The organism is Paenibacillus sp. FSL H8-0332 (genome assembly GCF_037963835.1).
Classification (GTDB): Bacteria; Bacillota; Bacilli; order Paenibacillales; family Paenibacillaceae; genus Paenibacillus_AQ; species Paenibacillus_AQ rhizoplanae.
Window position 1 is genome coordinate 223,480 of record NZ_CP150145.1, and the last position, 24,579, is coordinate 248,058.

A 24,579-nucleotide genomic window follows, 5' to 3' on the forward strand; every position below is an offset into this window, starting at 1 on the left:
GTGTAGTACTGACAGCTTAGGGGGACAACATAGATGGAACAGTTGCTACTGCATCTGCGCAATTTGGGTTTCACAGAGATGGAATCCAAAATTATGGTTGAGCTGGCCACCAAGGGCCAGGCTTCGGGCTACGAAGTAGCAAAGCAGCTAGGAGTATCAAGATCGAACGTATACGCGGCGCTTCAGCGCCTGACCCAGCAAGGCTACGTGCGCTGCGGAGAAGGGGAGCCGGCACGCTACAGTGTGCTGGACCCGGAAGAGCTGGCCACGATGATTTCCGGCCGGGTGCAGGCCTCGCTTGCGTATATGGAGAGTGAAATGCCGCGTGGAGGTCCGGTCAGCCCCTCCTTCTACAACGTGGAGGGTGACCGGAATGTAATTGGAGAGCTGGTCCGCCAGCTGAATCTTGCCGCTCAGGAGATTGTAGTGGATGTGTGGCGGGAGGAAGCCTCGCTGCTGCGCAGTGAGCTTGAGCAGGCGGAGAAGCGCGGAGTGAAGCTGCTCTGGGCCTTTGACGGCGGTGACGCTGTACCGGCACCTTTTCCGGTGTGGCCGCCCCTGCCGGGCAAGCCGGAACGCAGCGGAGGCCGGAAGTTCTCCTTCGTGGTGGACCGGAGCTGGTGCATGCTCGGCATGCGCTATGAGGACGGGAGCGCCCAGGCCGTGGTTACCGAGCATCCGGTGCTGGTGGAGCTGCTGCTCAAATCTTTTACACAGGAAATGGTGTTGTTCGAGCTGGAGGAAGATATGGGTCCCGAACTGCAGCGACGCTACGGGGAGCGCTATAGCCGGATCTACAGCAAATATGTGCTGCATGATCAGGAGGAATCCGGGGAAGAGCCGGAGGAATAGGGCTGCAATAGTAAGTGCCCAAGTTCACTAAGCAAGGGAGGTGACAAGCATGGAGTGTATTGTACATTTTGAAGTGCAGCATGCAGAGGGCGTCAAGCCGCTGCGCGGACTGCTGTTCCTGGAAGAGGGTAAGACCCCGGGAGAACAAGAGCTGGTGGAGATGTTCAAGGACATGAAGTTCAACGTGCGGCTGGATGACCGCGAGAAATGGATTTTCAAGCCCGTGGCTCCGGGAGAAAGTTATTCCGAGATCCGCATTACCAGCTTTGACAACGGGAAGAAAAGCAGCAAGCCGGAGGGTGAGCTGAAGTCGATAGTCGGCAACTTACTGCCCCAGAAACCAACAGGGATATAACCGGAGCAGCGGTGTTCCAGCGGTTTTTGTCCGCTAGTAGAATTACTGCTGCTAATGGAGGATATGTTTGTGAAGAAGGTCTATTCCTGCACGAAGCAGGAAACGGACCAGGCGGAAACGTGAAATATGTAACAAAGAGCAGGCCCAGGGGAATACCCGGGGCCTGCTCTTTGTGTTGGGAGAAATATCATTCCAACTTCTTCATTAGCCAGAACAATCTGCAGCCAGACCAATCTGCTCCTAACGGACCTGAGAGACCTTATCCCCTGGAAAACAACACTTTTGGTGTCTTAACGGACCGAGGTGACCTTAAGGTAGCTCAAAACGATTCTTAAGAGCGGTATTTCAGAGAATAAGGTCCATGTGGTCCGTTACTTGCCTAATTTATGACTTTCATCCAGAATAAGAGCGCCTCAGTCCGTTACGCTGAGCCACATATGCGCCCCGCCCCGCCGCGTCCAGCCTAGCCGCCCGCGCGGCAGGACCCCGCGGCGCCGGCATCCACCGCCGAGGCTGCCGCCAGCGGCGAGAGCACGCGCAGCGCGCCCGGCTCGCAAGCCACGGCCAGCGGCGCCGTGCCGAGCGCTTCGCCGTCGCCGATGGCGTGGCGAGGCTGCGCGAAGTGGACGGCTACGCTGCGTCCGCGCAGCATAGTGACATAGGGCAGCTTCGTGTGCCTGCCCTTCACCACCGTCGGGAACAGCCGCAGCAGTTGCCCGCGGCTGACCCCGTGCACGACGCAGACGTCAAGCAGGCCGTCGCCTGATTCCGCCTGCGGACAGATCAATAGCCCGCCGCCGTAGCTGGGCAGGTTGCAGACCGAGACCAGCCACGCCTGGCCATAGGCCTGCTCCTTACCGTCGCAGGTCACGCTGACGCGGCAGGGCTTGAAGGTCATCAGCGTATGCAGCACGCCGATGATATAGGCTAGGCGCCCGGCGCCAATGGCGTTGCACAGCCGCTTGTAGCGGCTGGCGTTCACATTGACGGCCACCTGCGCGTCGAAGCCGCTGGCCACTGCGGTCAGGGTGAGAACACCTGCCGCGTTAAGCAGATCGGCTTCGATGCAGCGCTCCTGCAGCGCGTGATCCAGCGCTGCCTCAGGCGCGAGCGGGATGCTGAACCCGCGCGCGGTGTCATTGCCCGAACCCGCCGGGATGACTCCCAGCGGGACCCCTCTGCGCCGCAGTGCGCCCAGCACACTGTGGATCGTGCCGTCGCCGCCGACAACGATGGCGGCGCGCCAGTCCTCGCGGCGGGCAAGCGCGTGCAGCACCTGGCTCTCTGCGCTGTCAGCGCTCTGTGTGAATAGCGCTTCATACGCAGCTGCACGCTTCTCAAGCAAGGCCTGGATGGTGTGCCAGGTCCGCAGCCCTGCTCCGCCGCCGGAGCGGGAATTTATGATGAACAAATACATGGATGCTTCCCCCAGCCTGTAGATTCCTGCATGTCTTATCTCATTGTAAGGAGCAGACAGGCAAAAGGGAAACTATTTTGAAATACAAGAAATTATATGTTTCACACGATAACTTATCCTTCTATTTCTCGCCTAAACGAATGCCGTCCTTTAAAAGGACGGCAAAGCCGTTTCCACTTGTGCACCACGGAGCTATAGCTGCCGCAGCTGGCTTTCGGCGATTTGCCCTACCCAGGGGAGCTTGAACCATCTGCTGCCCAGGGCATGGTAGATCATCAGGAGCCAGACCGCGAAGCTGCAGAGGGAGATCAGGGCGCCCGCCACATCACCGAGAAGCGGAATGAAGCCGCTGAGCACATGGGCGATCATGAGCGCACCGAAGGCAATCAGGGATTGAAGCGAGTGGAACAGGACGAAGCGGCTGCGCTTCTCCAGCGCGAGGAAAATAATTGCCCCGATAAAAGGGAAGAAATAACACAAGGCGGCGGCAATGTTATCAGGCAGTCCGGTGGAAGATCTGAAAGGCGACAAAGGGCTCACTCTCCTTGGATTGTAGAGAAAAGGACGAATAATATTCTTGCTTCTTCCCTACAAGCCTATGAGGTGTCCAGGCAAAGTATGAGCCGTGCGGAGATGCTGTCCAATAATTTCTGGGGATAGGGGGCACACTATGTTCAGGTTCCCAAACGGGAGGGCAAGCATATACTATAAAAAATTTCCATTTGCATTTTTACATGGAAAGGTGGAAGTTAATCTGGAATATGATACAATATAACGATAAGGCCCGAAAGGAGTGATTCAGCAAGTGGCTCTTCGGGTAATTAAAGTGTCAAGGTGTCTTTGCAGTGGGACATCCTTACTCTCAGCCCAAATCACGACGAACCTGCTTCACCGGCAAGGCGGATTTCCAAGTTACTGGAATGGTAGTCTGGACGGGTAATGCAAGCCGCGTATGTGTAATGGTTCTTACTTGCATTTCAAGGTTACGGCGAACTTTTCATCATGCATTCTCTACAACGGAGCATTCATTTTCAATGTTTTGGGAGGGAACTGATCATGGCAAGTAAAGGTCATAACGAAGTCAAGGAAAGTCTAAGGGAAATGACACGTATTTTCCGGCCCAAAGATCCCAAGAAATTTGTGAAAGAGTACGTCCGGAAATATCGGATCACGGGAGGCTATGAGGAAGAACTGACCATGGTTGTGGAGCATGAGCTGGTTAGAATGAATTCTTCCGTCTCGTGAAGCAGCGGGCAGAGCGATTAATTCTGTTTCGTGCTGTGTGATTCCGACACTATACATTTAATTTACATTCGAGCGATAACATCCATGAGGATTCTCATAAACCGTGCCCGGGCAGCCTGCTGCTTCTGGAATCGGTTTTTTTTGTATGTCCTTTGCAGATGATCTTCGTATGTCAAATGAATTAATAGACACAACTACATATGAATACGCTTCAAAAGTAGTTTAACAGTTTTTCGGCAATATTGAAAGCGCTTTTAAAATCAGCATTGACAAGCTTTCCGCGATTCAAAAATGATTATGTGAATTTGTTGTGAACGATTGACAAAACCGTGGGCCGAACTTATATTAATAGTGATTGTTATAATTGACAGGAAAATACTCTAATCTACGAATTCGGGAAAAGCGGGGTAGATCAATGATGAAAACGTGGCAGGCTGGTAAGCGGCTTCTTCCCATGACGGCAGCGCTTGGACTCCTTCTGGCCGGATGCGGGCGGGAGGACTTGTCGGTACTCAGACCGCAGGGACCCGTAGCGGAAAGCTCTTACGGACTGATGAAGCTGTCGATCGCAATCATGATTGTGGTGCTGCTGATCGTCTTCTCTATTGCGGCTTATGTATGGATTCGCTTCCGCCGGAAGAAGGATCAGGATGAGATTCCGAAGCAGGTGGAGGGCAGCTTCAAGCTGGAGGTGCTGTGGACGGTCATCCCGCTTATCCTCGTCATTGTGCTGGCGATTCCCACGGTGAAGGTGGTGTTCGCTGCCGGCAATGATCATTCGGATGACAAGGACGCGATCAAGGTCAAGGTGACCGGCCACCAATACTGGTGGGAGTTCGAATATACGGATTACGGAATAACGACTGCGCAGGATCTGATTATTCCTACAGGCAAGCACATCGCCTTCGAGCTGAGCACCAAGGATGTGCTGCATTCCTTCTGGGTACCCTCGCTGGCCGGGAAAATGGATACTAACCCCGACGGCACGGTGAACCGCTTCAGCTTCAGTGCGCCGAATGAAGGCGTTTACCGTGGAAAATGTGCGGAGCTGTGCGGCCCTTCCCACGGGTTCATGGAGTTTAAGGTGAAGTCGGTCAGTGGTGAGGCCTTTGACAACTGGGTGGCTTCGATGAAGGCACCGGAGTCTGTGATGCCGGAAGACCCGGTACTGGCTGAGAAGTTCAAGTCCCAGTGCCTGAGCTGCCATGCGATTGGCAGCATGCCTGCATCACCGGTGGCTCCCAGTCTGACCGGAATCGGCTCGCGTGAATCGGTTGCCGGGATTCTGCTTAATGATGACACCCGTGAAGACGGGGCGCCGATTCTGGAGAATCTGAAGACTTGGCTGCATGATCCGCAGAGTGTGAAGCCCGGCAACAAGATGCCGAACCCGAAGGATATGGGCTTAAGTGATGAAGAGATCGACGGCATTGCCGAATATCTGGCCGGTTATACGCTGGACTAGGGGCCTATGACCGAAGCGGAAGCAGCATATTTGATAAGGGGGTACATACCTTGGCTCACGCAGCGCAATCCTTGCAGCCCTCCCAGCCCTTGAAGCCCGGCCACAGCGCCAAGCGGCATACCGGGCTGATGGACTGGATTACCACCGTCGACCACAAAAAAATAGCCATTCTGTATCTATGGGCCGGCGGCCTCTTCTTCGGCATAGGGGGCATTGAGGCGATCCTGATCCGTATTCAGCTGATCAAGCCGATGAATACCTTCCTGGACGCTCAGACCTTCAACGAGCTGATTACCATGCACGGCACGACCATGATCTTTCTTGGAGTCATGCCGGTTATTTTTGCGCTGATGAATGCGGTAATTCCGCTGCAGATCGGCGCGCGGGATGTCGCCTTTCCTTTTCTCAACTCGCTGGGCTTCTGGACCTTCCTGTTCGGCGGTCTCCTGCTTAACCTGAGCTGGGTGATGGGCGGTGCGCCTGATGCAGGCTGGACCGCATATACCCCACTCTCCGGTAAGGGATACAGTCCCTCGCACGGAGTGGATTTTTATACGATAGGGCTACAGATTGCCGGTCTCGGCACACTCATTGGCGGGATTAACTTCCTGGCTACCATCATTACGATGCGTGCGCCGGGGATGTCCTTCATGCGGATGCCGATGTTCGCCTGGGCTACCTTCATTACCTCAGCCATTATTCTGTTTGCATTCCCTGCGGTTACCGTAGGACTTGTCCTGCTTACCTTCGACCGGATACTGGACGCCAATTTCTTCAATGTTGACGGTGGGGGCAATCCCGTACTGTGGCAGCATATCTTCTGGATCTTCGGCCATCCCGAAGTGTACATTCTGATTCTCCCGGCCTTCGGCATCATCTCCGAGGTCATTCCGACCTTCTCGCGCAAGCGGCTGTTCGGTTACAGCTCCATGGTCTTCGCCACGATTCTGATCGCCTTCCTGGGCTTCATGGTCTGGGCGCATCATATGTTCACCACCGGCCTCGGTCCGGTAGCGAACGCCTTGTTCTCCGTCTCTACCATGCTGATTGCCGTGCCGACCGGGATCAAGATCTTCAACTGGCTGTTCACCATGTGGGGCGGACAGGTGCGCTTCACGACCCCGAATCTGTTCGCGGCCGGGTTCATTCCCACCTTCACGATGGGCGGGGTAACCGGGGTGATGCTGGCCTCCGCGCCGGCGGACTTCCAGTTCCATGATACGTACTTCGTGGTAGCGCATTTCCACTACGTCATTGTCGGCGGTCTGGTGCTCGGGCTGTTCGCCGGGCTGCACTACTGGTGGCCGAAGATGTTCGGGCGGATGCTCAGCGAGTCCTTGGGCAAGTGGACCTTCTGGACCTTCATTATCGGGTTCCACTTAACGTTCTTCGTGCAGCATTTCCTGGGACTGATGGGAATGCAGCGGCGCGTATTCACCTATTTGCCGAACCAGCAGTTCGATACGCTCAACCTGGTCAGTACAGTGGGGGCGTTCCTGATGGGAGTGGGCATGATTATCTTCCTGGTAAATGTATTCTTGACCTCCAGACGGCCAGCGGATGCGCCGGAAGACCCGTGGGAAGACGGGCGTACCCTGGAATGGACGATACCTTCGCCGCCGCCGGAATATAACTTCAAGCAGACGCCGCTGGTGCGTGGCTTGGATGCTTTCTGGAAAGAGAAAATGGCCGGACATAAGGCCATGACTCCTGCGGAGCCGATAGGCCCGATTCATATGCCGTCGGCTACGATTCTGCCGTTCCTGATGTCCGTCGGTATCTTCATTGCGGGCCTTGGCTTCATGTTCAGCCGCGATGAATTCAGCAGCAGCATGATGAGCTTCCTGTTCAATAACTATATTGTTACGGCGTTGGGGCTTCTTATTACCTTCGGATCGATGCTGATGCGGTCGCTGTTCGACGATCACGGCTGGCATATCGAACCCGAAGAGCTGGAAGGAGGGGAGCAGAGATGACAACGGCACATGCTGAAGCAGCGGACGGTACACTCCCGCATGAACCTGAGAAAGCGACCCTGGAAGGACGCAATAAAGTGCTGGCCTTCTGGCTGTTCCTCGGAGGGGAAGCGGTGCTCTTCGGCACCCTGTTCGCTACCTTTCTGGCGCTGCGCAATCAGACGAATGAGGGACCCTCGGCGGCTGAGCTGTTCCATCTGCCGCTGGTTGCGGCAGCGACCTTCCTCCTCCTGGTCAGCAGTCTGACCAGTGTGTTCGCCATTCAGGCCATGCACCGGGGAAATGTGGCCCAGCTCCGGAACTGGCTGGTGGTGACTGTCCTGCTCGGCCTTGCATTCCTGATCCTGGAGATTTACGAGTTCAGTGTATATATCCGGCATGAGGAATTCGGGATGACGACGAGTGCGTTCAGCTCGGCCTTTTATACGCTGGTCGGGTTCCACGGTGCCCATGTTGCCTTCGGGATTCTGTGGATCTCCGTGCTGATCGGACAATTGCTGTATAAAGGCTTGACGGTGGTTACCGCACCGAAGATCTACGTGTCGGCGATGTATTGGCATTTCATTGATGTGGTGTGGGTCTTTATCTTCACAGTCGTATACCTGCTCGGAAAGGTGGGGTGAAGCCATGACGACGAAGCAGCCTTCTTCAGATTCTGCGGTGAAGCACCGGCACCGTCCGGAAGGACCGCAGCGGCATATTGTGGTGTTTGTGTTCTCCGTGGTGCTAACGCTGATCGCTTTTGCCGCGGTGGCAGCCGGAGGGGTGAATGCTACCTTTGCGATTATCCTGCTACTGGTAATGGCTGTGCTGCAGGTGTTCCTGCAGATGGGCTTCTGGATGCATCTGAAGGACAAAGGGCATATGCTGCCGATTATCTTCATGCTGGGCGGCTTTTTTATCGCAGGCACCAGTATTGTAATGGCGCTCTATTGGGTATGGTGGGATTGATTCTATCTCCGGGGAGGTCTTGAGGATGATACCGGGATTGCAATATTTCAGCTTCACAGAATTATGGAGTCCGCTGTTTCTGGCCCTGTTGCTCCTCCTGACTGCCGGATATTTTGTGCTGATCGGTCCGCTGGCCTCCCGTTTTGAGGGCAGTACTGCAGTCCCCTTCTGGCGGAGGGGGCTGTTCTTATGCGGAATGCTGGCCCTCTATCTGGCGCAGGGGGGACCGGTCAGTCTGCTGGGACATATCTTATTTTCCTTCCATATGGTTAGTATGGCCTTATCCTATCTGGTGGCGGTCCCGCTGATTATGCTCGGTATCCCCGACTGGTGCTGGCGTGCCCTGCTGCGGGTGAATCCGCTGAAGGGACTGGCTTTTCTCGCTAAGCCGGTGGTGGCGGCTCTGCTCTTCAATGGCCTGTTCTCGCTCTACCACATCCCCGCCATCCATGATTATGTCATGCTGCATTTCACCGTTCACCGACTGTATTATGGCGTTCTGTTCCTGACCTCGGCGCTGATGTGGTGGAATCTGATCAACCCCTTGCCGGAATACCGGGCGCTTAGCGGTCTGGGGCAGGTGGGCTTCATCTTTCTGAACATGGTGCTGCTGACACCGGCCTGCGGGCTGATTATTTTTGCCAGTTCCCCTCTGTATGCAACGTATAGCGACCCGGGCACCTGGGCGAAAGCGATGGGCTACTGTGTTCCGCAGAGTCCGGCTGCATTACTGCAGGCTTTTGGCGGTCCCGGCTTCTTCGGATCTCTCTCCCCCAAGGTAGATCAGCAGGTCGGCGGCATCGTGATGAAGTTCATTCAGGAATTTATTTTCGCCTCGATGCTTGCTTATGTGTTCTATCATTGGTATAAAAAAGAGAACGGACAAGAGGACACGGATGTGTCCGCGTCACCCTCTGCCCTGGCGGAGGAGGTCTGAACTATAATGAGCTGGTAAGTACCGAGGGGGATATTCATGGATATTTTCACATTGTTTCCTACGATCAGTACATCGTTCATCGTCATAAGCGCGGTGCTGGTGGCAATCGGCTGGAGACAGATCATTCAAGGCAAACGCGAAGCGCACAAGAAGACAATGATTGCGGCTGCGGTGGCAGCGATTCTGTTCTTCCTGGTGTACTCGTCAAGAACGGTGTTCGTAGGCAATACCTCCTGGGGCGGGCCGGATGAGCTGACGACGATCTACCATGTCTTCCTGATCTTCCACATTGTGCTGGCTACCGTCGCTGCCGTATTCGGCATCACAACGCTGACGCTCGGCTTCAAGGCCAAGTATGCCAAGCACCGCAAGTGGGGCAGAGTGACCGCCGTCATCTGGTTCATCACCGCCATCACGGGAGTCGCTGTCTACGTCCTGCTGTATATCTTCTATCCGGGCGGCCACACGAAGCCGGTCTGGGAAATCATCCTGGGCGCTTAAGCCGAGGGGAAGCCTGAGGTGAAAAGGAAAAAAGCCTGTCCATCTGCTCCGCTGCTGCGGGGGATGGGTGGGCTTTTTTGGGGTTGGCGAAGTCAAAAAGGATTAGGTTGTTATATCTTTTTTGCTGCTACTAGTGAAAAAAAGATGTGCTCCATTATAGCTGGTAACTCTTGATGATGCACATTAGGATAACGTGTCATATTAGTAAGTTTGGCATCTGCGGGAGGATGAATATGATAAGGTTCAGTTCATCCACCCAGTCGTAGAAGTACATCTCTATTCGTCCTCTGCTGAGATGCTCAGTTATAAGCAAACGGGACAGATCCGTGAACACAAATGTGTGCCGGGTAAATGAGATAGAGGTGAATAGACCGCTGCCATCCCCATCACATGAGTTCATAATAATATTCGAAAAGTCTTTCTCCAACTGGCTGATGTTGGATGGGGGGCGAGTATTCAGTCCCATTTCCTTTCAATGGAGTACAGCAGACTGGACCATTGTACTGCGTCCCGAGATTGTTCTGGGGCCAAATCAGTTTTTTTGCCCAGTGTCTCTTCGAATGTTCCGCCATATCTTTTTTCAAAATGAACGACAGCATTAAGTATTTCAGCCATTTCCTCAGCTGCTGTCATTTCTTTATTTCTGCCTAAACGGTTTTGCTCTGCTTCATAACGTTTCGCAACTTCTGTTATAGCTGACTTCATTCCAGTAGGAGAAGTGTATATTGCATTCTCAGGAAACCTTATTTGTTTGTAACGCTCTCCTTTTTCAACACCGTCAAATCGCCCAAGTGCAATCCAATTATGGATCGTAGCAATACTTACCCCGAAGAATCGGGCGACATCTCCTGTTGTGTAGACTTTAGTGCTTAACACTTCAGCCTCTATCCCTACAGTAACCATGTGGATTAGCACTCGTTGCAGAGCCTGATCAGAATTACCATGAACCAAATGACTATTCACGGCCTGAAGCACTTCTGAAGGATTATGAATGGAGTTCCGTTCAATGTAATTGGCCAAAGCCTTAATAAACAATGACATCTGTGTTTCATTCTCGTGAAGATGTGTCTTGAATACTTCGGAGATTGACAATGCTTCCGACAATGCTCTTTCCTTTTCTGTTACATTAAACATATACATCACCTCAACTCCATTCTAACACTTCTCGCTTAAACTTAAAACAACTTAAAGTTTACCGTACTTAACTTAAACTTAACTTATATTATTGCCTGTTTTCGAATGATATAACGCATGCTATAAAAAAAATCCTGGAAATAGATGATGACAAGGAAGTGACTTCTGGAGGATGCATTATTATTTGAAAAGCTCTGAGGGGGTACATCAAGGATACGTATTTCTCGGTAGATGAGTCAGACCGGCAGCTGCCCGATGGCTGGAAGAGCCAGCTGGACTTGTTTCTTAAACTGCGTGAAATTATCGTAGTCGTCGGCATGCACCGGAGTTGGGATTTAACCCAGGCTGACGATTGGACGCGTGGGTTCTTGCAAGAGAGTACAGTGCGTATTATCAAGGGGATTTCATTAATTGATGGGTTCGGCGAAGAGGGACAATGATGATAGTTGGAAAAAGCACACTTAGTTCCAGCGATACAGCCAGTTGCAGGTAAGCAATTGGAAAAAGTCCACCTAATCCCCCGAATATCATCGAATTGGATGGAATCGTAGAAATTAAGTGTTGTTTGTCCAACTGCTGTCCGGGAATGGGGCGATGCCGTCAAATTAGATGGACAAAATCCAATTAACGCCACCGGCTGCGTTCAGAACTGTACACTAAAACCTTTGAATCGGTGGATGCCTGTTCCAAAATGATCAAGCCCTTGCTCTTGCAGATACAGTGCCGCACGCTTCGCTTCTTGAAGAATCTCAGGTTCAAGTCCAAGCGTATAATGAGAGCCGTATACTTTGAGGACGCCGCTAATCTCTGAAATGCGTATCAGGGAGCGTGTCAGATCAGCGGGATTCGTGGAAGGGTAGAAGGCATAGACGGGCATGGTGTCATAGAGCAGATCGCCACTGAACAGGAACCCCCGCTGATTGTCAAAGAAGCATAGATGGCCTGGTGAATGCCCTGGCGTATGATATACCGTGATCATCCGTCCGCCGCCCAGGTCAAGCGTATCTCCGTCATGCAGCAATCCTGCCGGTTCCCCTTGAAAAGGTGTGTAGGTAGAGGGATCGAACCCCTCAGGTGTCTGGCGTGTGATATCCCGGCCGATATTCCGCCTAATCTGTTCCAGGGACAAGCCCTGAATACCGTGGATCAGCCAGTGCTGATCCTCTTCATGCACCAAAATCCGCTCGAATTCTCCATGGCTGCCAATATGATCTGTATGAATATGGGTAGTAAGAACATCTATGGGCAGAGTGGTCAACTGGCTGGTGATGCTGCGGATATTCCCTATGCCAAGTCCTGTGTCGATCAGTGCAGCTCGGTATGTTCCCAGTAACAGAAAGGAATGCACCTGTTCCCAATGACCATATTCGCTGATGGCGAAGGTTGAATTATCGATTGCTGTAACCGTGAACCAAGAATCCTCCATTACACATCCCTCCAATAATTAAAGATACTGTATATCCGGCTGATCCCGCAAGAATAACAAAAAAACCTGCAAGCTCCGAAAGGGGGCTTGCAGGCACCTGAATGAACCAAGAGCTACAACCGGAACGAAGACACCGTGCTCTGCAGCTCCTCAGCCAGGCTGGCCAGGGACTGGGCGGAAGAGGCGGTCTCTTCGCTGCTGGCGGCGGACTGCTGGGTGGTGGCGGAGATGCTCTCCACGGCAGCGAGGACGTTGGTGGACTGGGCGGCTTGTTCTTCGCTGGCGGCGGCGATTTCGGATATTTTCTGGCCGGCGTTGTTGACCATCGTCACGATCTGATGAAAAGAAACGCCGGTCTTCTGCGACAGCTCCGCACTCTCCTGCACAGCGCTTACGCTGTAGCGTGTATTCACCTGCATCCCCTTGATGATGCTGGTGATCTGCTTGGTGGCCTCGCCGCTGCGTTCGGCCAGCTTGCGTACCTCATCGGCCACCACCGCGAAGCCCCGGCCCTGTTCCCCCGCTCTTGCGGCTTCAATGGCGGCATTCAGAGCAAGCAGGTTGGTCTGATCTGCAATATCCTCGATGACATCGATAATCTCGCCGACCTTCTGCGAGTCCTCCTCAAGCTTAGCCATCTGCCCGCTGACAGCCTGCATACTCTCCATTGACTCCTGAATGATGCTGTTCCCGTTCTCGGCAATGGTTACCGTCTCATCGGAGATCATCGAGGCCTGCTCGGTATTCTGGGCTACGGAGTGGATCGCGCTGGACAGCTCTTTGAATAACTCGCTGATGGTCCCGGCATCATCCGCTGTGGTCGTGCTGCCGCTTGCCACCTCTTGCGTACTGGCGGAGATCTCCTCGGCGGCGGCGGACAGGCTCTGGGAATGCAGCAGGATGGAGCTCACCGTCCGGCGGAGGTTGCTGACCATTTCGTTCACCTTGGCAGCCAGGCTGCCGATTTCATCTTTGGTGTCAATATCGGATTGGCTGCGCAGGTCGCCGTCAGCCACCTTCGAGAGAACGTTGACAACCTTCGCCAGCGGATTAGAAATAATCCGGGAGATGATATACCCTAGCAGGATGCACAGAATTACCGCACCAACAATGATGCCAAGGGTAATATTGCGCGAAGAGCTATAGAGTGCGGCTCCATTCTGCCGGGCCTGATCCGCTTCCTTGGTGTTGGTGAGAATCAGCTCGTTCAGAATATTCTTCAAGGAATCGCCTTGGTTGTTAAGTGTGCTGCCGCGCAACATTTCCAGCAGCTTCTCGTCTTGTCCGGTCAGGGAGAGGCTCACAAGAGAATCATAGGTTAGCAGATATTCATTCCATGCCGCTTCAAAAGGGGCAATGGCTTGAACCGATTCGGCGCTCAGCTTGGTTTTGCGGAAGGCTGCGATGTTATCGAGAACGTTCTGCTTCTCTTTTTTATAATCATCCACCCGCTGCTGGCGTTCCTCAGGGGTCTTCTTAATGTACAGATCCCTGACGATAACGCGCATGACGGAGAAGCTGTTCTGTGAGCTCTGCAGGGAGGAGACGGGAACCAGATTGTTCACATACATATCGTCCAGACTGTTATTAATAGAGCCGAGGTTGCTCAGTCCGTAGAGGCCCACGAAGGAAAGAATGACAGCGACGGTCAGGAAGGACGAGATTAATTTCACGCTTGTTTTTAGATTATAGAACCATTTCATACCTGTTTCCCCCAGTAAAGATGAATTTGTTAAGCGAAGACTCCCGTATTGAAAAATAAGCTGGCTGTATCTATGATCAGTGCGATATTGCCGTTTCCCAGGATGGTGGCTCCTGATATATTCTCCGTCTTGCCCATGTAGGCGCCGAGCGATTTGATTACGATGTCCTGATTGCCGATCAGCGTATCTACGGCCAGTGCCAGCCGTTTCTCTCCCCTTCCCACAATGATCAGCGGAATGGATGCTGGGCTGCCGCACGCACTTGCAGGGAGGTGCAGGATATCCTGCAGCCAGACCACCGGTACGAGCTGGCCCCGTGCGGTAATAACAGGTTGGCCCCGGACAGAGGCAATCTCCTCTGGAGCGACGCGGACGATCTCGGCCACACTGCTCATGGGAATCACGAAGGTGGCTCCCCCGGCATGAACGAGAAGACCCCGAATGATGGCAAGCGTCAGGGGCAGACGAATCCGGAAGCGGGTGCCTTGCCCCCGGGTGGTCTCAATATCGATCATGCCGTTAATCCGTTCAATGTCATTGCGGACGATATCCATCCCGACTCCGCGGCCGGAAATATCGCTGATTTGCGGGGCGGTGGAGAAGCCGGGCCGGAAAATAAGCCGCAGCGCCTCATCCTCAGTCATCCCGCTGGCCTCTTCCGCCGTAATGATACCCTTCCGCAGAGCAGACTCTGCAATCAGGCTGGAATCGATACCGGCCCCGTCATCCTCTATGACCAGGATGACCTGATTATCCTCGTGGGAGGCGGCGACGCGGACGGTTCCGGTCTCGCTTTTGCCGGCGCTGCGGCGGATTTCAGGGGTCTCTATCCCGTGATCGACGGCATTGCGCAGCAGATGGATCAGCGGGTCGCCAAGCTCCTCAATGAGCGTCCGGTCCAGCTCCGTCTCCTTGCCTTCAAGGACCAGCTCAACCTGCTTGTTCAGGGAGCCGGACAAGTCTCTGACCATGCGGGGGAGGCGGTTGAATAGCTGCTCTATCGGCAGCATCCGCACCTTAATCATGCTCTCCTGCAGCTCGCCCGTGATCATAGCCAGATGGTCGGCAAGCTGGCCGAGCTCCTCTGTCAGATCATTGGTTCCGTATTGCTGGTGGAATCTGCGGTTCAGCAGATGGAACCGGGTCTGGTCGATGACCAGCTCACCCGCCAGGTTCATCAGCTTCTCCAGACGCTCCACCTGGACGCGGATCGTTTGCGGCTTGGTTTTGTCAGTGGCAGAGGGTGGGGATTCGGGTACTTCCGGGAGTTCCCGGCTCCCCGTCTCCGGATGGTGCGGTCTCACGAATTCACCGGGACGCGGGGAATCGTTCAGCACTTCTTCTATGTAGATACGATCAACGTCCATAATGGATAAGACCTCCTGACGGAGCTCCTCGATATCAATCTTGGGTGACAGCAACCAGGAAGCCTCGTCGATCCGGCTGTCATGGTCCTCTATCTCTTCCAGCTCCGGCTTCATGCGCAGGACCGCAGCGACACTCCGCAGCTTGGCATCAATCAGGTGAAGGCGGGGCAGCTTCATCTCACAGCCGGGAGAGAGCCACACATGCACCCAGAACAGCTGGAGAGGCAGTTCTGCCTGGCTTGTCTGCACAGCGGGGGCCTTATCCTCTGGCTCCTGCAGTCCCTCCACTGCGAATGTACTCAGCCGCTGAACCAGACCGGATACATCTGTAGTCTCCTGATCCGTAGCAGCGATCTCGCTCTGTAGCGTGCGCATTCCATCCAGCGCTTCGAAGAACAGGCGGATCAGCTCCGGCGTGACCCCCCGTTCCCCGCCCCGCATCTGATGCAGCAGATGCTCCAGATGATGCGTGACCTCCTTCAGCCCGTTGTAGCCCATAGAGGCTGAGGAGCCTTTAAGGGTATGGGCCGCCCGGAAGAACTGCTGGATTCCGCCTTCCGTCTCCCCGGCCTGCTCCAGCCTGAGCACCTCATCCTCGATCAGCTGTAGCTGGTCCTCCAGTTCCTCCAGAAAAATCCCTCGGTATTCCGATAAATCAACCATGGTTCGCCTTCTCTCCGTGTAGCCTTTGTTTAGTCGCGCAGCAGGATCTCATCCAGCCTCAGAATGCCGACCAGCTCGGAAGAAGAGAAGCCTACTCCATTGAAGAAGGAACCGCTGATTCCGGCGATGCTGCCATTTGCGGGCTGGATATCGCTGAAGGTCGTCACTTTATTCACGTTGTCGACAATGACGCCGAGAGACTCCTCCTGGTGATGGACCACCAGAATGCGTGTATGCTTGGTGTGGGTCACTTCCTCCATCTGGAGCAGCACTCTAAGGCTGAGCACGGGCACAATTTTCCCCCTGAGGTTGATAATGCCCTTAACATAGTGACGGCTGCTGGGGATCTCCGTTATTTCCTGCATTCTTATAATTTCATGGACATCTGAGATCGGGATCGCATAATGCTCGTGATCTACTCCGAATTCAACATATTGTTTCTGCAAAACGGTCTCCATAGTTACCCTCCGGCTTCTCATATTACTTGGCTGGCCCGCAGCTGCTACCCTGTCTCCGTCCCCCTCCCTTGAATTCTGCACGGTACCTTCTGCTGTTCTCGCGTGGTCCGGTCTTTGGCCATCCTTGTGAGATAATGGGACAAAATACCACAAAAATGTCGTACAATATCACTTATGCGACATGTCTAATCCTGAGGAGTGATGAAAAAAGAATGAGCCAGACCGAATTCAACCGTACGGCGCTCAGCTTGGTGTACCCGGAAGAGGGATACTTAAGCGATGATCAGATTGTTCAGATGTTTATGGCTACCTGCTGTACGAATGTTAATACAGGTCGAAATTATAAGCGGGCGATTGCCGATTTCCGCAGATTTATTGCAGGCACCTCCTTACGGGCAGTTAGCTGGAGGGAGATTGAGGCGTATAAGATTTTCCTGACGCAGGGGGGCTACAGCTATCCGAGGCAACTGGCACCGGCAAGCATAGCGGCATTCCTTGCGCCGTTGAAGTCTTTTTATAAATGGGGGAGTGACCAGCATATCGGGATATTTGCCGTGAATCCGACCTCCTCGGTGCGTATCCCCAAAATAACTGTGACCAGCCGCAAAAACTTCCTGACCAAACGGGAGGTGGGAGAGTTACTGAATGTACTGGAGAAGCAAGGACTGCGCAATTATCTGATCGGGTTGACGCTGGTAGTGCTCGGTCTGCGGGTATCAGAGCTGACGGCGATGAAGTGGGGGGACTTCCATAATGATCTGCTGGAGACCTCTGTCTGGCTGACCGTGGAGAACGGCAAGGGGGGCAAACTCAGAGAAATCAAGGTTCCGCCGACCCTCTGGCAGCTGTATTCCAAGTTGTCTGATACCCTGCCAAGGAAGGAAGAGGTCACCCCGGAGCAGAGGATGTTTCCATTATCTTCGCGGCAGGTGGAACGGATTATTAAGAACGCCGGAGCAGCCAGCACGATTGAGAAAAAGCTGACGCCGCACTGGCTGCGGCATACGAATGCCACACTGGCTCTGCTCCAGGGAGCGTCGCTTCAGCAGGTTCAGGAAACGCTGGGGCATTCCCACATCAATACCACCCAGCGTTATCTTCACACCGTTCAGCAGATTCAAAAGGCTGCTCCGGATTTTGTGGAGGACAGCCTGCGCACGTTCTTTCAATAGATTGGATTCGACAAAAATTGCAGAGGCGCGAATGGAACATAATTGTGGAAGCAGAGGGGCTGATCCCGCGAAGTTTCTATACAGAAGTTAGGAAATGACCTATAATAAACGCATTGCTGCTTGATTATGCGCAAGTATGCATGGTTTATCGTGTTTCACTCAAAAAAAGTCGCATAAGTGATATTGTACGACAAAAAACGTCAAAGTATACATACAGACTTAGCTGATTGTGGTTTGTTGCATCGAAATCCGGCACTTGTGCCGCAAATCCTGCGTATGCTCCAATAATAAAGTCAAGACTCCGCCCATGTGCGGGGTTTTTTTGTACATGAAAATCGAAATAATAAAAATAGCAGAGGTAATCAGTTGACAGTGAAAACCATAGGTCATATACTGTGTATATAGATATATACAGTAAGCACACACAGATACACACTGAAGTTAGCTGATCTGCCGGCTCCTGCCGTTCAAGACGAATAAAGCGAGGTTAGAAGTTATGACAACATTAAAGCAAGCGTGGGTCATCGTACGCAGCGAATTCCACGGTGACCGCTGGAAGCTGCTGTGGGCACTGCTGTTTTCGCTCTTGTTCATGGGATATTTTGCCGCACTGTCAGGAATGATCATCGACGATACGCTAACAGGACATGATAAGCAGCTTTTCAGCGATATTCTGATGGTTACGATGATGCTCATGCTCAGTGTCAGCTTCTCCCGGCGGACGATGAAGTATATCTCGGAGGATTCCTATACCCGGATGCTGGCATATATGCGGGCGATGCCGGTGCCAACAGCAGTTATTCTCTGCAAAAGAAAGCTGAATACCCTGTTCGCTATTGTCATGAACAGTCTGTTGTACTTCGGCCTGATCTATGTACTCAGTCCAGGAATACGCGCCGAGCTGCCGCCTGCCGCGTACCTGGCCTTCGCCCTCACCTGGATAGGTTACAGTCTGATTGTCGCAGGCATGTATATTATCATCGAGTTCTCGGTCAGCGGCGTCATGTACTTCTGGATCATCTCAGCCATCATGCTGCTGGCGCTGGCGGTGTCGGGACTGGTCTATCTGGTTGGAGGCAATCTACTGCTTGCCACGGTCGCTGTATCCAAGGAATGGGGCCTATTATCTCCCCTGATGTGGGGGGCGCTGGTGCTTGGTGTGTTATCGCTTCAGCTGTTCTCCAGATGGACGATTCACCGGCTGAAGAGCCGGGATCTCGTATGAGACGGGGCAAGGCGTTCATCCGGGGGCCGGGCCTGGAAGGCAGGTGTAAATGATGTGGATACCTATACAAATTAATGAGAACAGCGCAGAGCCGCTGTACCATCAGATCGAGACGCAGCTCAGATCGCTGATTATCTCAGGTGCGATTACAGAAGGGACGCTGCTTCCTTCCATCCGCGAATTCGCCGGGGACCTGAAGTGCAGTGTCATTACGGTCCGCCGTGTCTATCAGGATCTGGAGAACGAAGGCTTGCTGCGCACCCGGCAAGGGACGGGGACCTTTGTGTCCCATATCGGGACCGGGGCCATGGAGGACTATAAGCAGGAGACCATCCGCAAGGCGCTGGAGAGCGCCGTGGAGGCGGGACTGTCCGTCCATTGCAGTGAAGAGGAGCTGACCAGGCTGTTCACAGAGATTGTGAAGGACAAATACGGGAAGCAGGCAGAAAGAGGGGGAAGCTGATGGGACAGCAAGCGATAGAGCTGCGGGATGTGTGCAAGAAGCGGCGGCAAAAGACGATTGGACCGCTTAATTTAAGCGTACCGCAGGGGTATATCACTGCACTTGTAGGCCAGAACGGTTCGGGCAAAAGCACATTGCTGCACATGCTGCTGCAGCTGAGTTTTCCCGGAGAGGGTGAGGTCCGCTGGTTCGGCGAGACTTACCGGGACGGGCTGCCGCTGCCGCTCCGCCAGCAGATGGCATATGTGCCTGAGGTATCCCAGAGCGAGGAGAATTTCTGGACAGCCGCTGAGGCTGCGGAGTTCCGCCGTCACTGGTATTCTTCCTGGGATCACGGCTACTTCGAGGAGCTGACCCGTAAGTTTGAAGTGCCGCCGAACGCCAGACTGGGCAAGATGTCCAAGGGGGAGCGCCGCAAGTTCGAGCTTGCCGCCGCACTCGCGGCGAAGCCCCGGCTGCTGCTGCTGGATGAGCCGTCCTCGGGCCTCGACCCTTTTGCCTGGAAGATTATGATTGATGCATTGCAGACTTATATGGAGGAGCATGAGGCGACGATTATCATCTCCACCCATATTGTTGAAGAGGTACGGCGGCTGGCCGATTATATCGTGCTGATGCACCAGGGGCAGCTGCTGGGAATGACCGAGAAGGACAGTCTGTTTGGTTCATGGAGTGAAATATGGGTTCAAATTGAGGGAGAGCAAGAGCTGCAGGAGCTGGCAGCCGAGCTGCCGCAAGCGCTGGAGCTGAAGCTGGAGACGCCGGGTGTGGCCTCATTTTTGACCCAGCAAATTTATCTGTATGAGAAACGCATTCACGATTTGGGCGTAAAGGTACTCAAGAGCCGCAGCCTGGAGCTGGATGAAATCCTAAGCTTATGGACCCGGGGACACCGTCCGGTTCTGATCGACCAGAAGAGAGGGGAATAAGAATGGAAGCATTGCAGTTGAATCAGGTAGTGAAGCAGTACGGTGAGAAGACAGCCGTCAACGGAGTCAGTCTAAAGGTGGAGCAAGGCGAGATTTACGGTCTGCTGGGTGCCAACGGCGCCGGCAAAACAACGACTATGCGCATGGTGCTCGGCCTGATCTATCCCGACGAAGGGAGCATCTTGTATAACGGCAAGCCGTATAGTAAGGAGCTTCAGCATCTGATGGGCTATCTGCCGGAAGAACGGGGACTGTACCCGAAGGTCAAGGTAAGCGATCAGATTATCTATCTGGCGCAGTTGCGCGGGATGTCCGCCAGTGAAGCGGATAAGAGCCTGAAGTACTGGCTGGAGCGCTTCGATGTTCCGGAATATTATAATAAGAAGATTGAAGAGCTGTCCAAGGGGAATCAGCAAAAGATGGGCTTCGTCGCCGCTGTGGTCCATAAGCCGAAGATACTGATCCTGGATGAAGCCTTCAGCGGCCTCGATCCGGTCAACGTGGAGCTGCTGAAGGATACCGTCAGAGAGATGCGGGATCTGGGAACGAGCATTCTGTTCTCCACGCACCGTATGGAGCATGTTGAAGAATTATGCCGCAATATCACGATTCTTGACCGCTCGAACACCGTGGTTCAGGGAGATATCCGCGAGATCAAGAAGGGGTATCCGCGGGAAGAAGTTGTACTGCGCACCGCCGGGGAAGTGAACGGACTTGCCGAGATTGCCGGAGTTACCGGAGTGCAGCGGCAAGAGCGCGGGTATGTGTTATCCATCAATGACCTGGGAGCGGCGCAGCGCATATTGCAGCTGGCTGTGGCTCAAGGCGAGGTCGAGCATTTCGAGATTAAGGAACCGACGCTAAACCAAATCTTTATCAGAGCGGTGGGTGAATCCAATGAATAAAATGGCAACCATTATCGGCTTCACATTCAAGAACAAGGTAAGAACGAAATCCTTCATGATTACGACCCTGATTCTGGTGCTTCTGCTTAGCATTGGGATGAATATTCCTTATCTAATCAAAGTGTTCAACGGAGAAGACGGTGCCAAGGACGCGACACAGATCGGAATAGTTGCCGCGCAGGGCTTCCGGCCCGCCGAGCTGCTGCTCGCTTATACTCCGCCGGCTGAAGCAGACGATAAAGTCGTATTTACCGCATATCCTTCCGCTGAGGATGCTGCGCTGAAGCAGGGGCTGGAGGATGAGAAGATTGAGGGGTATCTTACCTTTGCCGACAAGGGCAGTGTAGGGGTGCCTCCGGTAACGTATCACAGCAAAGACGGAGACATCAGCAGCCAGCTGAAAACGAATCTGCAAGCGGCTCTACAGCAGGTGAATACCGGGCTGATTGTTGGAGATAAGCTGACGGAGAGCCAGGTTGCTGCTATATTTGCTCCGGTCTCGTTTGATACAGAACAGCTCAGTGCCGCAGGAGGAGCGGGTGGTGCAGATCAGGATCAGTCCAAACCCATTATCAACTATGTGATTGTCTATATCCTCCTGATTCTGTTCTTCATGTCGGTGATGATGACGGGCAACATGATCTCGGCCGAGATTACCTCGGAGAAAAGCTCGCGCATTATGGAGATTCTCATCACCAGCGCCTCGCCACTCACCCAAATGTTCGGCAAGGTCATCGGAATCTTCCTCGTCGGTCTGATGCAGATCGCCATTATCTCGGCTGCCATCGCCGTCAACCTGATGCTGCCGCATAATTCCACGATCTTGAGCGATTTCGATCTGAATCTGGGACAGCTTAATGTCAGCATGATTGTCTATGGATTCATCCTGTATATCCTGGGCTACTTCCTGTACGCCCTGATGTATGCCGCTGTCGGCTCAATTGTCAGCCGGACAGAGGATTTGGGGCAGGCCGTGATGCCGGTCATGATGCTGGGCTTCGTCAGCTTCTATCTGCCGCTGTTCAGCATCTCGAACCCGGACACCCTGCTGGTGAAGGTAGCCAGCTTCGTGCCATTCACCTCTTCGCTCAGCCTGCTGCTGCGGATCGGGGTCGGCCATGTGGCCTTCTGGGAGATCATGGTCTCGCTGGCAATCCTGCTTGCGACAACCTTCCTCTTCGGCTGGCTCGCTGCCAAGATCTACCGCACCGGCGTCCTGATGTACGGCAAGCGCCCGAGCATCAAGGAGATTAGAAAAGCTATGAAGGCTTATAAGATCTAGGGTTGGACAGATTATTAACTTTGACAAGGAAGTGGAGAAAATGAATAAACAACAACAAAATTCAGTGATGCTGTTCCTGGCCTCTTTCTCAGCGATTGTTGCTGGTCAAGTCATTCAGTCTAACGGAAGCAGTGTGATGGATTTCTCGCAGGGAGTACTAACAGGCATTGGAATTGTGGGAATGATGATGACAATCGTAACTCTTGGCAAATTTAAGAAACGTAGGGAACAGTAAGGACTTTTGGCAGCAAAAATCCGCTACGGCCTTCCGGGCAATACAACAAGGAGCAGTTACCTCAGGTAACTGCTCCCTGTTGTATATTCAGCCATCCCCACCAGGATTCAAACCCCCTGTTTGATTAAACTCCAGAGGCGTTCAAACCGTTCTTGGTAGTCTGGTGAATTCCAGGATTCTTTAAAAGAGGGGAGACTAAACACTGCAAACGCAGATAGAATGGCCTCTGCCCGTTCAAATTGAGGATCATGATATTCCATGAAACCATCAATGACTTGATAAGAATCCCAAAGCACATCACGTAATACCAATGGATTACTGTCCACATATTGTGTATTCAAGGCGAACATTTGGGGATTCTCATTATAAGCGCGTTTTTTGGCATTAACAAATGCCCATAGCCAATCGTGGAGCACTTCCTGCGGGGAGGCCGAATTAATCATGTTTATACGGATTTGTTCTGAAATCATCCGGTTGAACCAGCCCTTAGCTACTGCCGCCCAGAGTTCTTGTTTATTTTTGAAATGTTTATAGAGTGCAGCGTGGGTGATGTTCAATTCATCCGCTATTTGAGAGAGCGTCACCTCAGATTTTTCCGTACGCTCAATTAATGTCTCGGCAGTTTCAATAATAAGCTCCTGTGTAATTTTAGCCATTTGTTGTGGCAGGTGAATGGGGGAGTGCAGGCACTTACGATTAACCCCCCAGTGTAACACCGTGCTGCCAACCCTTCTTTCGTTAATTAATAATATCCACTTATAGTTTAGCATGAAAAAACAAAGTAACAAATGTTGACTTTTGTAACTTCTAGTCTTATGCTTGCTGTGTTAGTTACAAATCATCACAAATGTTACTTAAGATATTGCGGATAGGAGGATATTAATTATGAAGGCGGCACAGATCACCAAATATTCCAAACCGTTTCAAGTTGAAGTGCGCGATATTTCAGTCCCGGAAATAAGTGATTACGAAGTTTTGGTTAAAGTAAAGGCGGCAGCGGTTAACCACTTGGAGCTGCTCATCGCTACCGGAAGCGTGAAGTTAATCCAGGACTATGAGTTCCCCTTGACCCTTGGTAACGAACTCACAGGTGTTGTTGAGAAGATGGGTAAGAAAGTCACAGGCTTCAAAGTGGGTGATGCCATTTATTCCCGCCTGCCGCTGCGAAAGATTGGAGCATTTGCCGAATATGCGGCGATTCATGTTGGGGCTATTGCTCACTTGCCGGGTAATCTGGATTTTGTAACCGGTGCGGCTGCGCCTTTAACAGGATTGACAGCCTATCAAAGCCTGCATGAAGAGTTAGCTGCCAAAGCTGGCGAAAGTGTGTTCATTCCAGGAGGCTCTGGTTCATTTGGTCAAATGGCGGTTCCTATCGCTAAAAGCATGGGGCTGAAGGTCATCGTCAGCGGAAGTCCACAGGCGCGCGAACGTACAATGGCCGCGGGAGCTGATCAATACATTGATTACACCACGGAGAACTACTGGGAACGGCTTCATGATCTTGATTATGTGATTGATACCTTGGGACCTGGTGAATTTGACCGTGAACTCTCTATTATTAAACCAGGCGGCCATCTTCTCTCTCTACGGACCGGACCAAACAAAAGATTCGCCAAAACTATGGGCTTGGCAGGTTGGAAGCAAAAGCTGTTCAGTATTGCTGGTGCTAAGTATGATCACAAAGCCAAGAAGAAGAAGATTGAATATCATTTTGTGTTTGTACGCAGTGATGGAGAACAATTACGGCAAATCACAAAAATCATTGAAGAGAACCAAATTATACCCGCGGTAGATGCCCGGGAGTTCCACATTGAAGAGATTAATGAAGCTCTAAATCTGGTTGCTACAGGTCACCCCCAAGGGAAAGTGGTTATCCGATTTTAAATATTCATATAATTATTTACCGATCGTTCTC

25 protein-coding genes are annotated in these 24,579 nt (G+C 52.8%); 17 read left to right on the forward strand and 8 right to left on the reverse strand.

The features are described 5' to 3' along the window. Positions 1–33: 33 nt before the first annotated feature. Together NST43_RS00945 and NST43_RS00950 are read left to right on the forward strand one after the other, a co-directional pair. Positions 34–852: a helix-turn-helix domain-containing protein gene (locus NST43_RS00945; RefSeq protein ID WP_339221945.1), complete on the forward strand. Its 819-nt coding sequence runs from the start codon at positions 34–36 to the stop codon at positions 850–852. Positions 853–901: 49 nt separating this feature from the next. Then, positions 902–1,207, forward strand: a complete 306-nt coding sequence (locus NST43_RS00950) for a hypothetical protein (RefSeq protein WP_209994567.1) — start codon at positions 902–904, stop codon at positions 1,205–1,207. A gap of 463 nt (positions 1,208–1,670) precedes the next feature. Here NST43_RS00950 and NST43_RS00955 read toward each other — a convergent pair whose 3' ends face one another. Together NST43_RS00955 and NST43_RS00960 are read right to left on the reverse strand one after the other, a co-directional pair. Then, the gene (locus NST43_RS00955) at positions 1,671–2,624 is read right to left on the reverse strand and encodes a diacylglycerol kinase family protein (protein ID WP_339221946.1); all 954 of its coding nucleotides are present in this window, start codon (positions 2,622–2,624) and stop codon (positions 1,671–1,673) included. A gap of 192 nt (positions 2,625–2,816) precedes the next feature. Then, positions 2,817–3,155, reverse strand: a complete 339-nt coding sequence (locus NST43_RS00960; protein ID WP_209994882.1) for a hypothetical protein — start codon at positions 3,153–3,155, stop codon at positions 2,817–2,819. A 525-nt stretch (positions 3,156–3,680) separates the two neighbouring features. On the opposite strand from NST43_RS00960, the gene NST43_RS00965 reads away from it, so the two are divergent. The 7 genes from NST43_RS00965 (at position 3,681) to NST43_RS00995 (ending at position 9,699) form a co-directional block, all read left to right on the forward strand. Next, positions 3,681–3,869 carry a hypothetical protein gene (locus tag NST43_RS00965; protein WP_019913840.1) on the forward strand — a complete coding sequence of 63 codons (189 nt, stop codon included), beginning with the start codon at positions 3,681–3,683 and terminating at the stop codon, positions 3,867–3,869. A gap of 415 nt (positions 3,870–4,284) precedes the next feature. Beyond that, the gene (coxB, locus tag NST43_RS00970; RefSeq protein ID WP_209994881.1) at positions 4,285–5,334 is read left to right on the forward strand and encodes a cytochrome c oxidase subunit II; all 1,050 of its coding nucleotides are present in this window, start codon (positions 4,285–4,287) and stop codon (positions 5,332–5,334) included. A 128-nt stretch (positions 5,335–5,462) separates the two neighbouring features. Next, positions 5,463–7,310 (forward strand): cytochrome c oxidase subunit I, encoded by a 1,848-nt coding sequence (gene ctaD, locus NST43_RS00975; protein ID WP_209994885.1) that lies wholly within the window; start codon positions 5,463–5,465, stop codon positions 7,308–7,310. Beyond that, complete coding sequence (locus NST43_RS00980; RefSeq protein WP_209994880.1) at positions 7,307–7,933, forward strand: cytochrome (ubi)quinol oxidase subunit III; 627 nt, start codon at positions 7,307–7,309, stop codon at positions 7,931–7,933. The genes ctaD and NST43_RS00980 overlap by 4 nt, the downstream gene beginning before the upstream one ends. 4 nt (positions 7,934–7,937) lie before the next feature. Next, complete coding sequence (locus NST43_RS00985) at positions 7,938–8,261, forward strand: cytochrome C oxidase subunit IV family protein (protein ID WP_209994879.1); 324 nt, start codon at positions 7,938–7,940, stop codon at positions 8,259–8,261. A gap of 28 nt (positions 8,262–8,289) precedes the next feature. Next, on the forward strand, positions 8,290–9,198 hold the full coding sequence (ctaG, locus tag NST43_RS00990; protein ID WP_209994884.1) for a cytochrome c oxidase assembly factor CtaG: 909 nt from the start codon (positions 8,290–8,292) through the stop codon (positions 9,196–9,198). 36 nt (positions 9,199–9,234) lie between these two features. Next, the gene (locus NST43_RS00995) at positions 9,235–9,699 is read left to right on the forward strand and encodes a DUF420 domain-containing protein (protein ID WP_036695274.1); all 465 of its coding nucleotides are present in this window, start codon (positions 9,235–9,237) and stop codon (positions 9,697–9,699) included. Between the two features lie 456 nt (positions 9,700–10,155). On the opposite strand, the gene NST43_RS01000 is transcribed toward NST43_RS00995, so the two are convergent. The 5 genes from NST43_RS01000 to NST43_RS01020 all read right to left on the reverse strand — a co-directional run bounded on the left by NST43_RS01000 (position 10,156) and on the right by NST43_RS01020 (position 16,450). Next, a complete protein-coding gene (locus tag NST43_RS01000; protein WP_209994667.1) occupies positions 10,156–10,839 on the reverse strand; it encodes a helix-turn-helix domain-containing protein in 684 nt (227 codons plus the stop codon). A 637-nt stretch (positions 10,840–11,476) separates the two neighbouring features. After that, complete coding sequence (locus NST43_RS01005) at positions 11,477–12,259, reverse strand: MBL fold metallo-hydrolase (protein ID WP_339221950.1); 783 nt, start codon at positions 12,257–12,259, stop codon at positions 11,477–11,479. 113 nt (positions 12,260–12,372) lie between these two features. Beyond that, on the reverse strand, positions 12,373–13,962 hold the full coding sequence (locus NST43_RS01010; RefSeq protein ID WP_339221952.1) for a methyl-accepting chemotaxis protein: 1,590 nt from the start codon (positions 13,960–13,962) through the stop codon (positions 12,373–12,375). Positions 13,963–13,991: 29 nt separating this feature from the next. Further along, positions 13,992–15,992 carry a chemotaxis protein CheA gene (locus NST43_RS01015; protein WP_339221954.1) on the reverse strand — a complete coding sequence of 667 codons (2,001 nt, stop codon included), beginning with the start codon at positions 15,990–15,992 and terminating at the stop codon, positions 13,992–13,994. A 29-nt stretch (positions 15,993–16,021) separates the two neighbouring features. Further along, positions 16,022–16,450 (reverse strand): chemotaxis protein CheW, encoded by a 429-nt coding sequence (locus NST43_RS01020; RefSeq protein ID WP_209994671.1) that lies wholly within the window; start codon positions 16,448–16,450, stop codon positions 16,022–16,024. Positions 16,451–16,662: 212 nt separating this feature from the next. Here NST43_RS01020 and NST43_RS01025 point away from each other — a divergent pair, with 212 nt between their 5' ends. From NST43_RS01025 to NST43_RS01055, 7 genes are all read left to right on the forward strand, one after another. Beyond that, positions 16,663–17,622 carry a tyrosine-type recombinase/integrase gene (locus tag NST43_RS01025; RefSeq protein WP_339221956.1) on the forward strand — a complete coding sequence of 320 codons (960 nt, stop codon included), beginning with the start codon at positions 16,663–16,665 and terminating at the stop codon, positions 17,620–17,622. Between the two features lie 496 nt (positions 17,623–18,118). Continuing rightward, complete coding sequence (locus NST43_RS01030; protein WP_339221958.1) at positions 18,119–18,847, forward strand: hypothetical protein; 729 nt, start codon at positions 18,119–18,121, stop codon at positions 18,845–18,847. A gap of 52 nt (positions 18,848–18,899) precedes the next feature. Beyond that, positions 18,900–19,310: a GntR family transcriptional regulator gene (locus tag NST43_RS01035; RefSeq protein ID WP_339225310.1), complete on the forward strand. Its 411-nt coding sequence runs from the start codon at positions 18,900–18,902 to the stop codon at positions 19,308–19,310. Further along, a complete protein-coding gene (locus tag NST43_RS01040) occupies positions 19,310–20,239 on the forward strand; it encodes an ABC transporter ATP-binding protein (RefSeq protein ID WP_339221959.1) in 930 nt (309 codons plus the stop codon). Before NST43_RS01035 ends, NST43_RS01040 begins: the two co-directional genes overlap by 1 nt. A gap of 2 nt (positions 20,240–20,241) precedes the next feature. Then, a complete protein-coding gene (locus NST43_RS01045) occupies positions 20,242–21,144 on the forward strand; it encodes an ATP-binding cassette domain-containing protein (protein ID WP_339221960.1) in 903 nt (300 codons plus the stop codon). Beyond that, complete coding sequence (locus tag NST43_RS01050; protein WP_209994676.1) at positions 21,137–22,426, forward strand: ABC transporter permease; 1,290 nt, start codon at positions 21,137–21,139, stop codon at positions 22,424–22,426. The genes NST43_RS01045 and NST43_RS01050 overlap by 8 nt, the downstream gene beginning before the upstream one ends. A gap of 40 nt (positions 22,427–22,466) precedes the next feature. Next, entirely contained in the window at positions 22,467–22,661 is a 195-nt protein-coding gene (locus tag NST43_RS01055) for a hypothetical protein (protein WP_339221961.1), read from the forward strand. A 107-nt stretch (positions 22,662–22,768) separates the two neighbouring features. Here NST43_RS01055 and NST43_RS01060 read toward each other — a convergent pair whose 3' ends face one another. After that, positions 22,769–23,317: a TetR/AcrR family transcriptional regulator gene (locus NST43_RS01060; protein WP_339221962.1), complete on the reverse strand. Its 549-nt coding sequence runs from the start codon at positions 23,315–23,317 to the stop codon at positions 22,769–22,771. A gap of 229 nt (positions 23,318–23,546) precedes the next feature. Here NST43_RS01060 and NST43_RS01065 point away from each other — a divergent pair, with 229 nt between their 5' ends. Further along, positions 23,547–24,548 carry an NADP-dependent oxidoreductase gene (locus tag NST43_RS01065; protein WP_339221963.1) on the forward strand — a complete coding sequence of 334 codons (1,002 nt, stop codon included), beginning with the start codon at positions 23,547–23,549 and terminating at the stop codon, positions 24,546–24,548. The last annotated feature ends 31 nt before the right edge of the window (positions 24,549–24,579 follow it).

Bases quoted from the DNA above. Each gene is read 5' to 3' on its own strand.
- NST43_RS00945 (WP_339221945.1), top strand. From the start codon at position 34: ATGGAACAGTTGCTACTGCATCTGCGCAATTTGGGTTTCACAGAGATG.
- NST43_RS00950 (WP_209994567.1), top strand. From the start codon at position 902: ATGGAGTGTATTGTACATTTTGAAGTGCAGCATGCAGAGGGCGTCAAG.
- NST43_RS00955 (WP_339221946.1), bottom strand. From the start codon at position 2,624: ATGTATTTGTTCATCATAAATTCCCGCTCCGGCGGCGGAGCAGGGCTG.
- NST43_RS00965 (WP_019913840.1), top strand. From the start codon at position 3,681: ATGGCAAGTAAAGGTCATAACGAAGTCAAGGAAAGTCTAAGGGAAATG.
- coxB (WP_209994881.1), top strand. From the start codon at position 4,285: ATGATGAAAACGTGGCAGGCTGGTAAGCGGCTTCTTCCCATGACGGCA.
- ctaD (WP_209994885.1), top strand. From the start codon at position 5,463: ATGGACTGGATTACCACCGTCGACCACAAAAAAATAGCCATTCTGTAT.
- NST43_RS00980 (WP_209994880.1), top strand. From the start codon at position 7,307: ATGACAACGGCACATGCTGAAGCAGCGGACGGTACACTCCCGCATGAA.
- NST43_RS00985 (WP_209994879.1), top strand. From the start codon at position 7,938: ATGACGACGAAGCAGCCTTCTTCAGATTCTGCGGTGAAGCACCGGCAC.
- NST43_RS00995 (WP_036695274.1), top strand. From the start codon at position 9,235: ATGGATATTTTCACATTGTTTCCTACGATCAGTACATCGTTCATCGTC.
- NST43_RS01000 (WP_209994667.1), bottom strand. From the start codon at position 10,839: ATGTATATGTTTAATGTAACAGAAAAGGAAAGAGCATTGTCGGAAGCA.
- NST43_RS01005 (WP_339221950.1), bottom strand. From the start codon at position 12,259: ATGGAGGATTCTTGGTTCACGGTTACAGCAATCGATAATTCAACCTTC.
- NST43_RS01010 (WP_339221952.1), bottom strand. From the start codon at position 13,962: ATGAAATGGTTCTATAATCTAAAAACAAGCGTGAAATTAATCTCGTCC.
- NST43_RS01015 (WP_339221954.1), bottom strand. From the start codon at position 15,992: ATGGTTGATTTATCGGAATACCGAGGGATTTTTCTGGAGGAACTGGAG.
- NST43_RS01020 (WP_209994671.1), bottom strand. From the start codon at position 16,450: ATGGAGACCGTTTTGCAGAAACAATATGTTGAATTCGGAGTAGATCAC.
- NST43_RS01025 (WP_339221956.1), top strand. From the start codon at position 16,663: ATGAGCCAGACCGAATTCAACCGTACGGCGCTCAGCTTGGTGTACCCG.
- NST43_RS01030 (WP_339221958.1), top strand. From the start codon at position 18,119: ATGACAACATTAAAGCAAGCGTGGGTCATCGTACGCAGCGAATTCCAC.
- NST43_RS01035 (WP_339225310.1), top strand. From the start codon at position 18,900: ATGTGGATACCTATACAAATTAATGAGAACAGCGCAGAGCCGCTGTAC.
- NST43_RS01040 (WP_339221959.1), top strand. From the start codon at position 19,310: ATGGGACAGCAAGCGATAGAGCTGCGGGATGTGTGCAAGAAGCGGCGG.
- NST43_RS01045 (WP_339221960.1), top strand. From the start codon at position 20,242: ATGGAAGCATTGCAGTTGAATCAGGTAGTGAAGCAGTACGGTGAGAAG.
- NST43_RS01050 (WP_209994676.1), top strand. From the start codon at position 21,137: ATGAATAAAATGGCAACCATTATCGGCTTCACATTCAAGAACAAGGTA.
- NST43_RS01055 (WP_339221961.1), top strand. From the start codon at position 22,467: ATGAATAAACAACAACAAAATTCAGTGATGCTGTTCCTGGCCTCTTTC.
- NST43_RS01060 (WP_339221962.1), bottom strand. From the start codon at position 23,317: ATGGCTAAAATTACACAGGAGCTTATTATTGAAACTGCCGAGACATTA.
- NST43_RS01065 (WP_339221963.1), top strand. From the start codon at position 23,547: ATGAAGGCGGCACAGATCACCAAATATTCCAAACCGTTTCAAGTTGAA.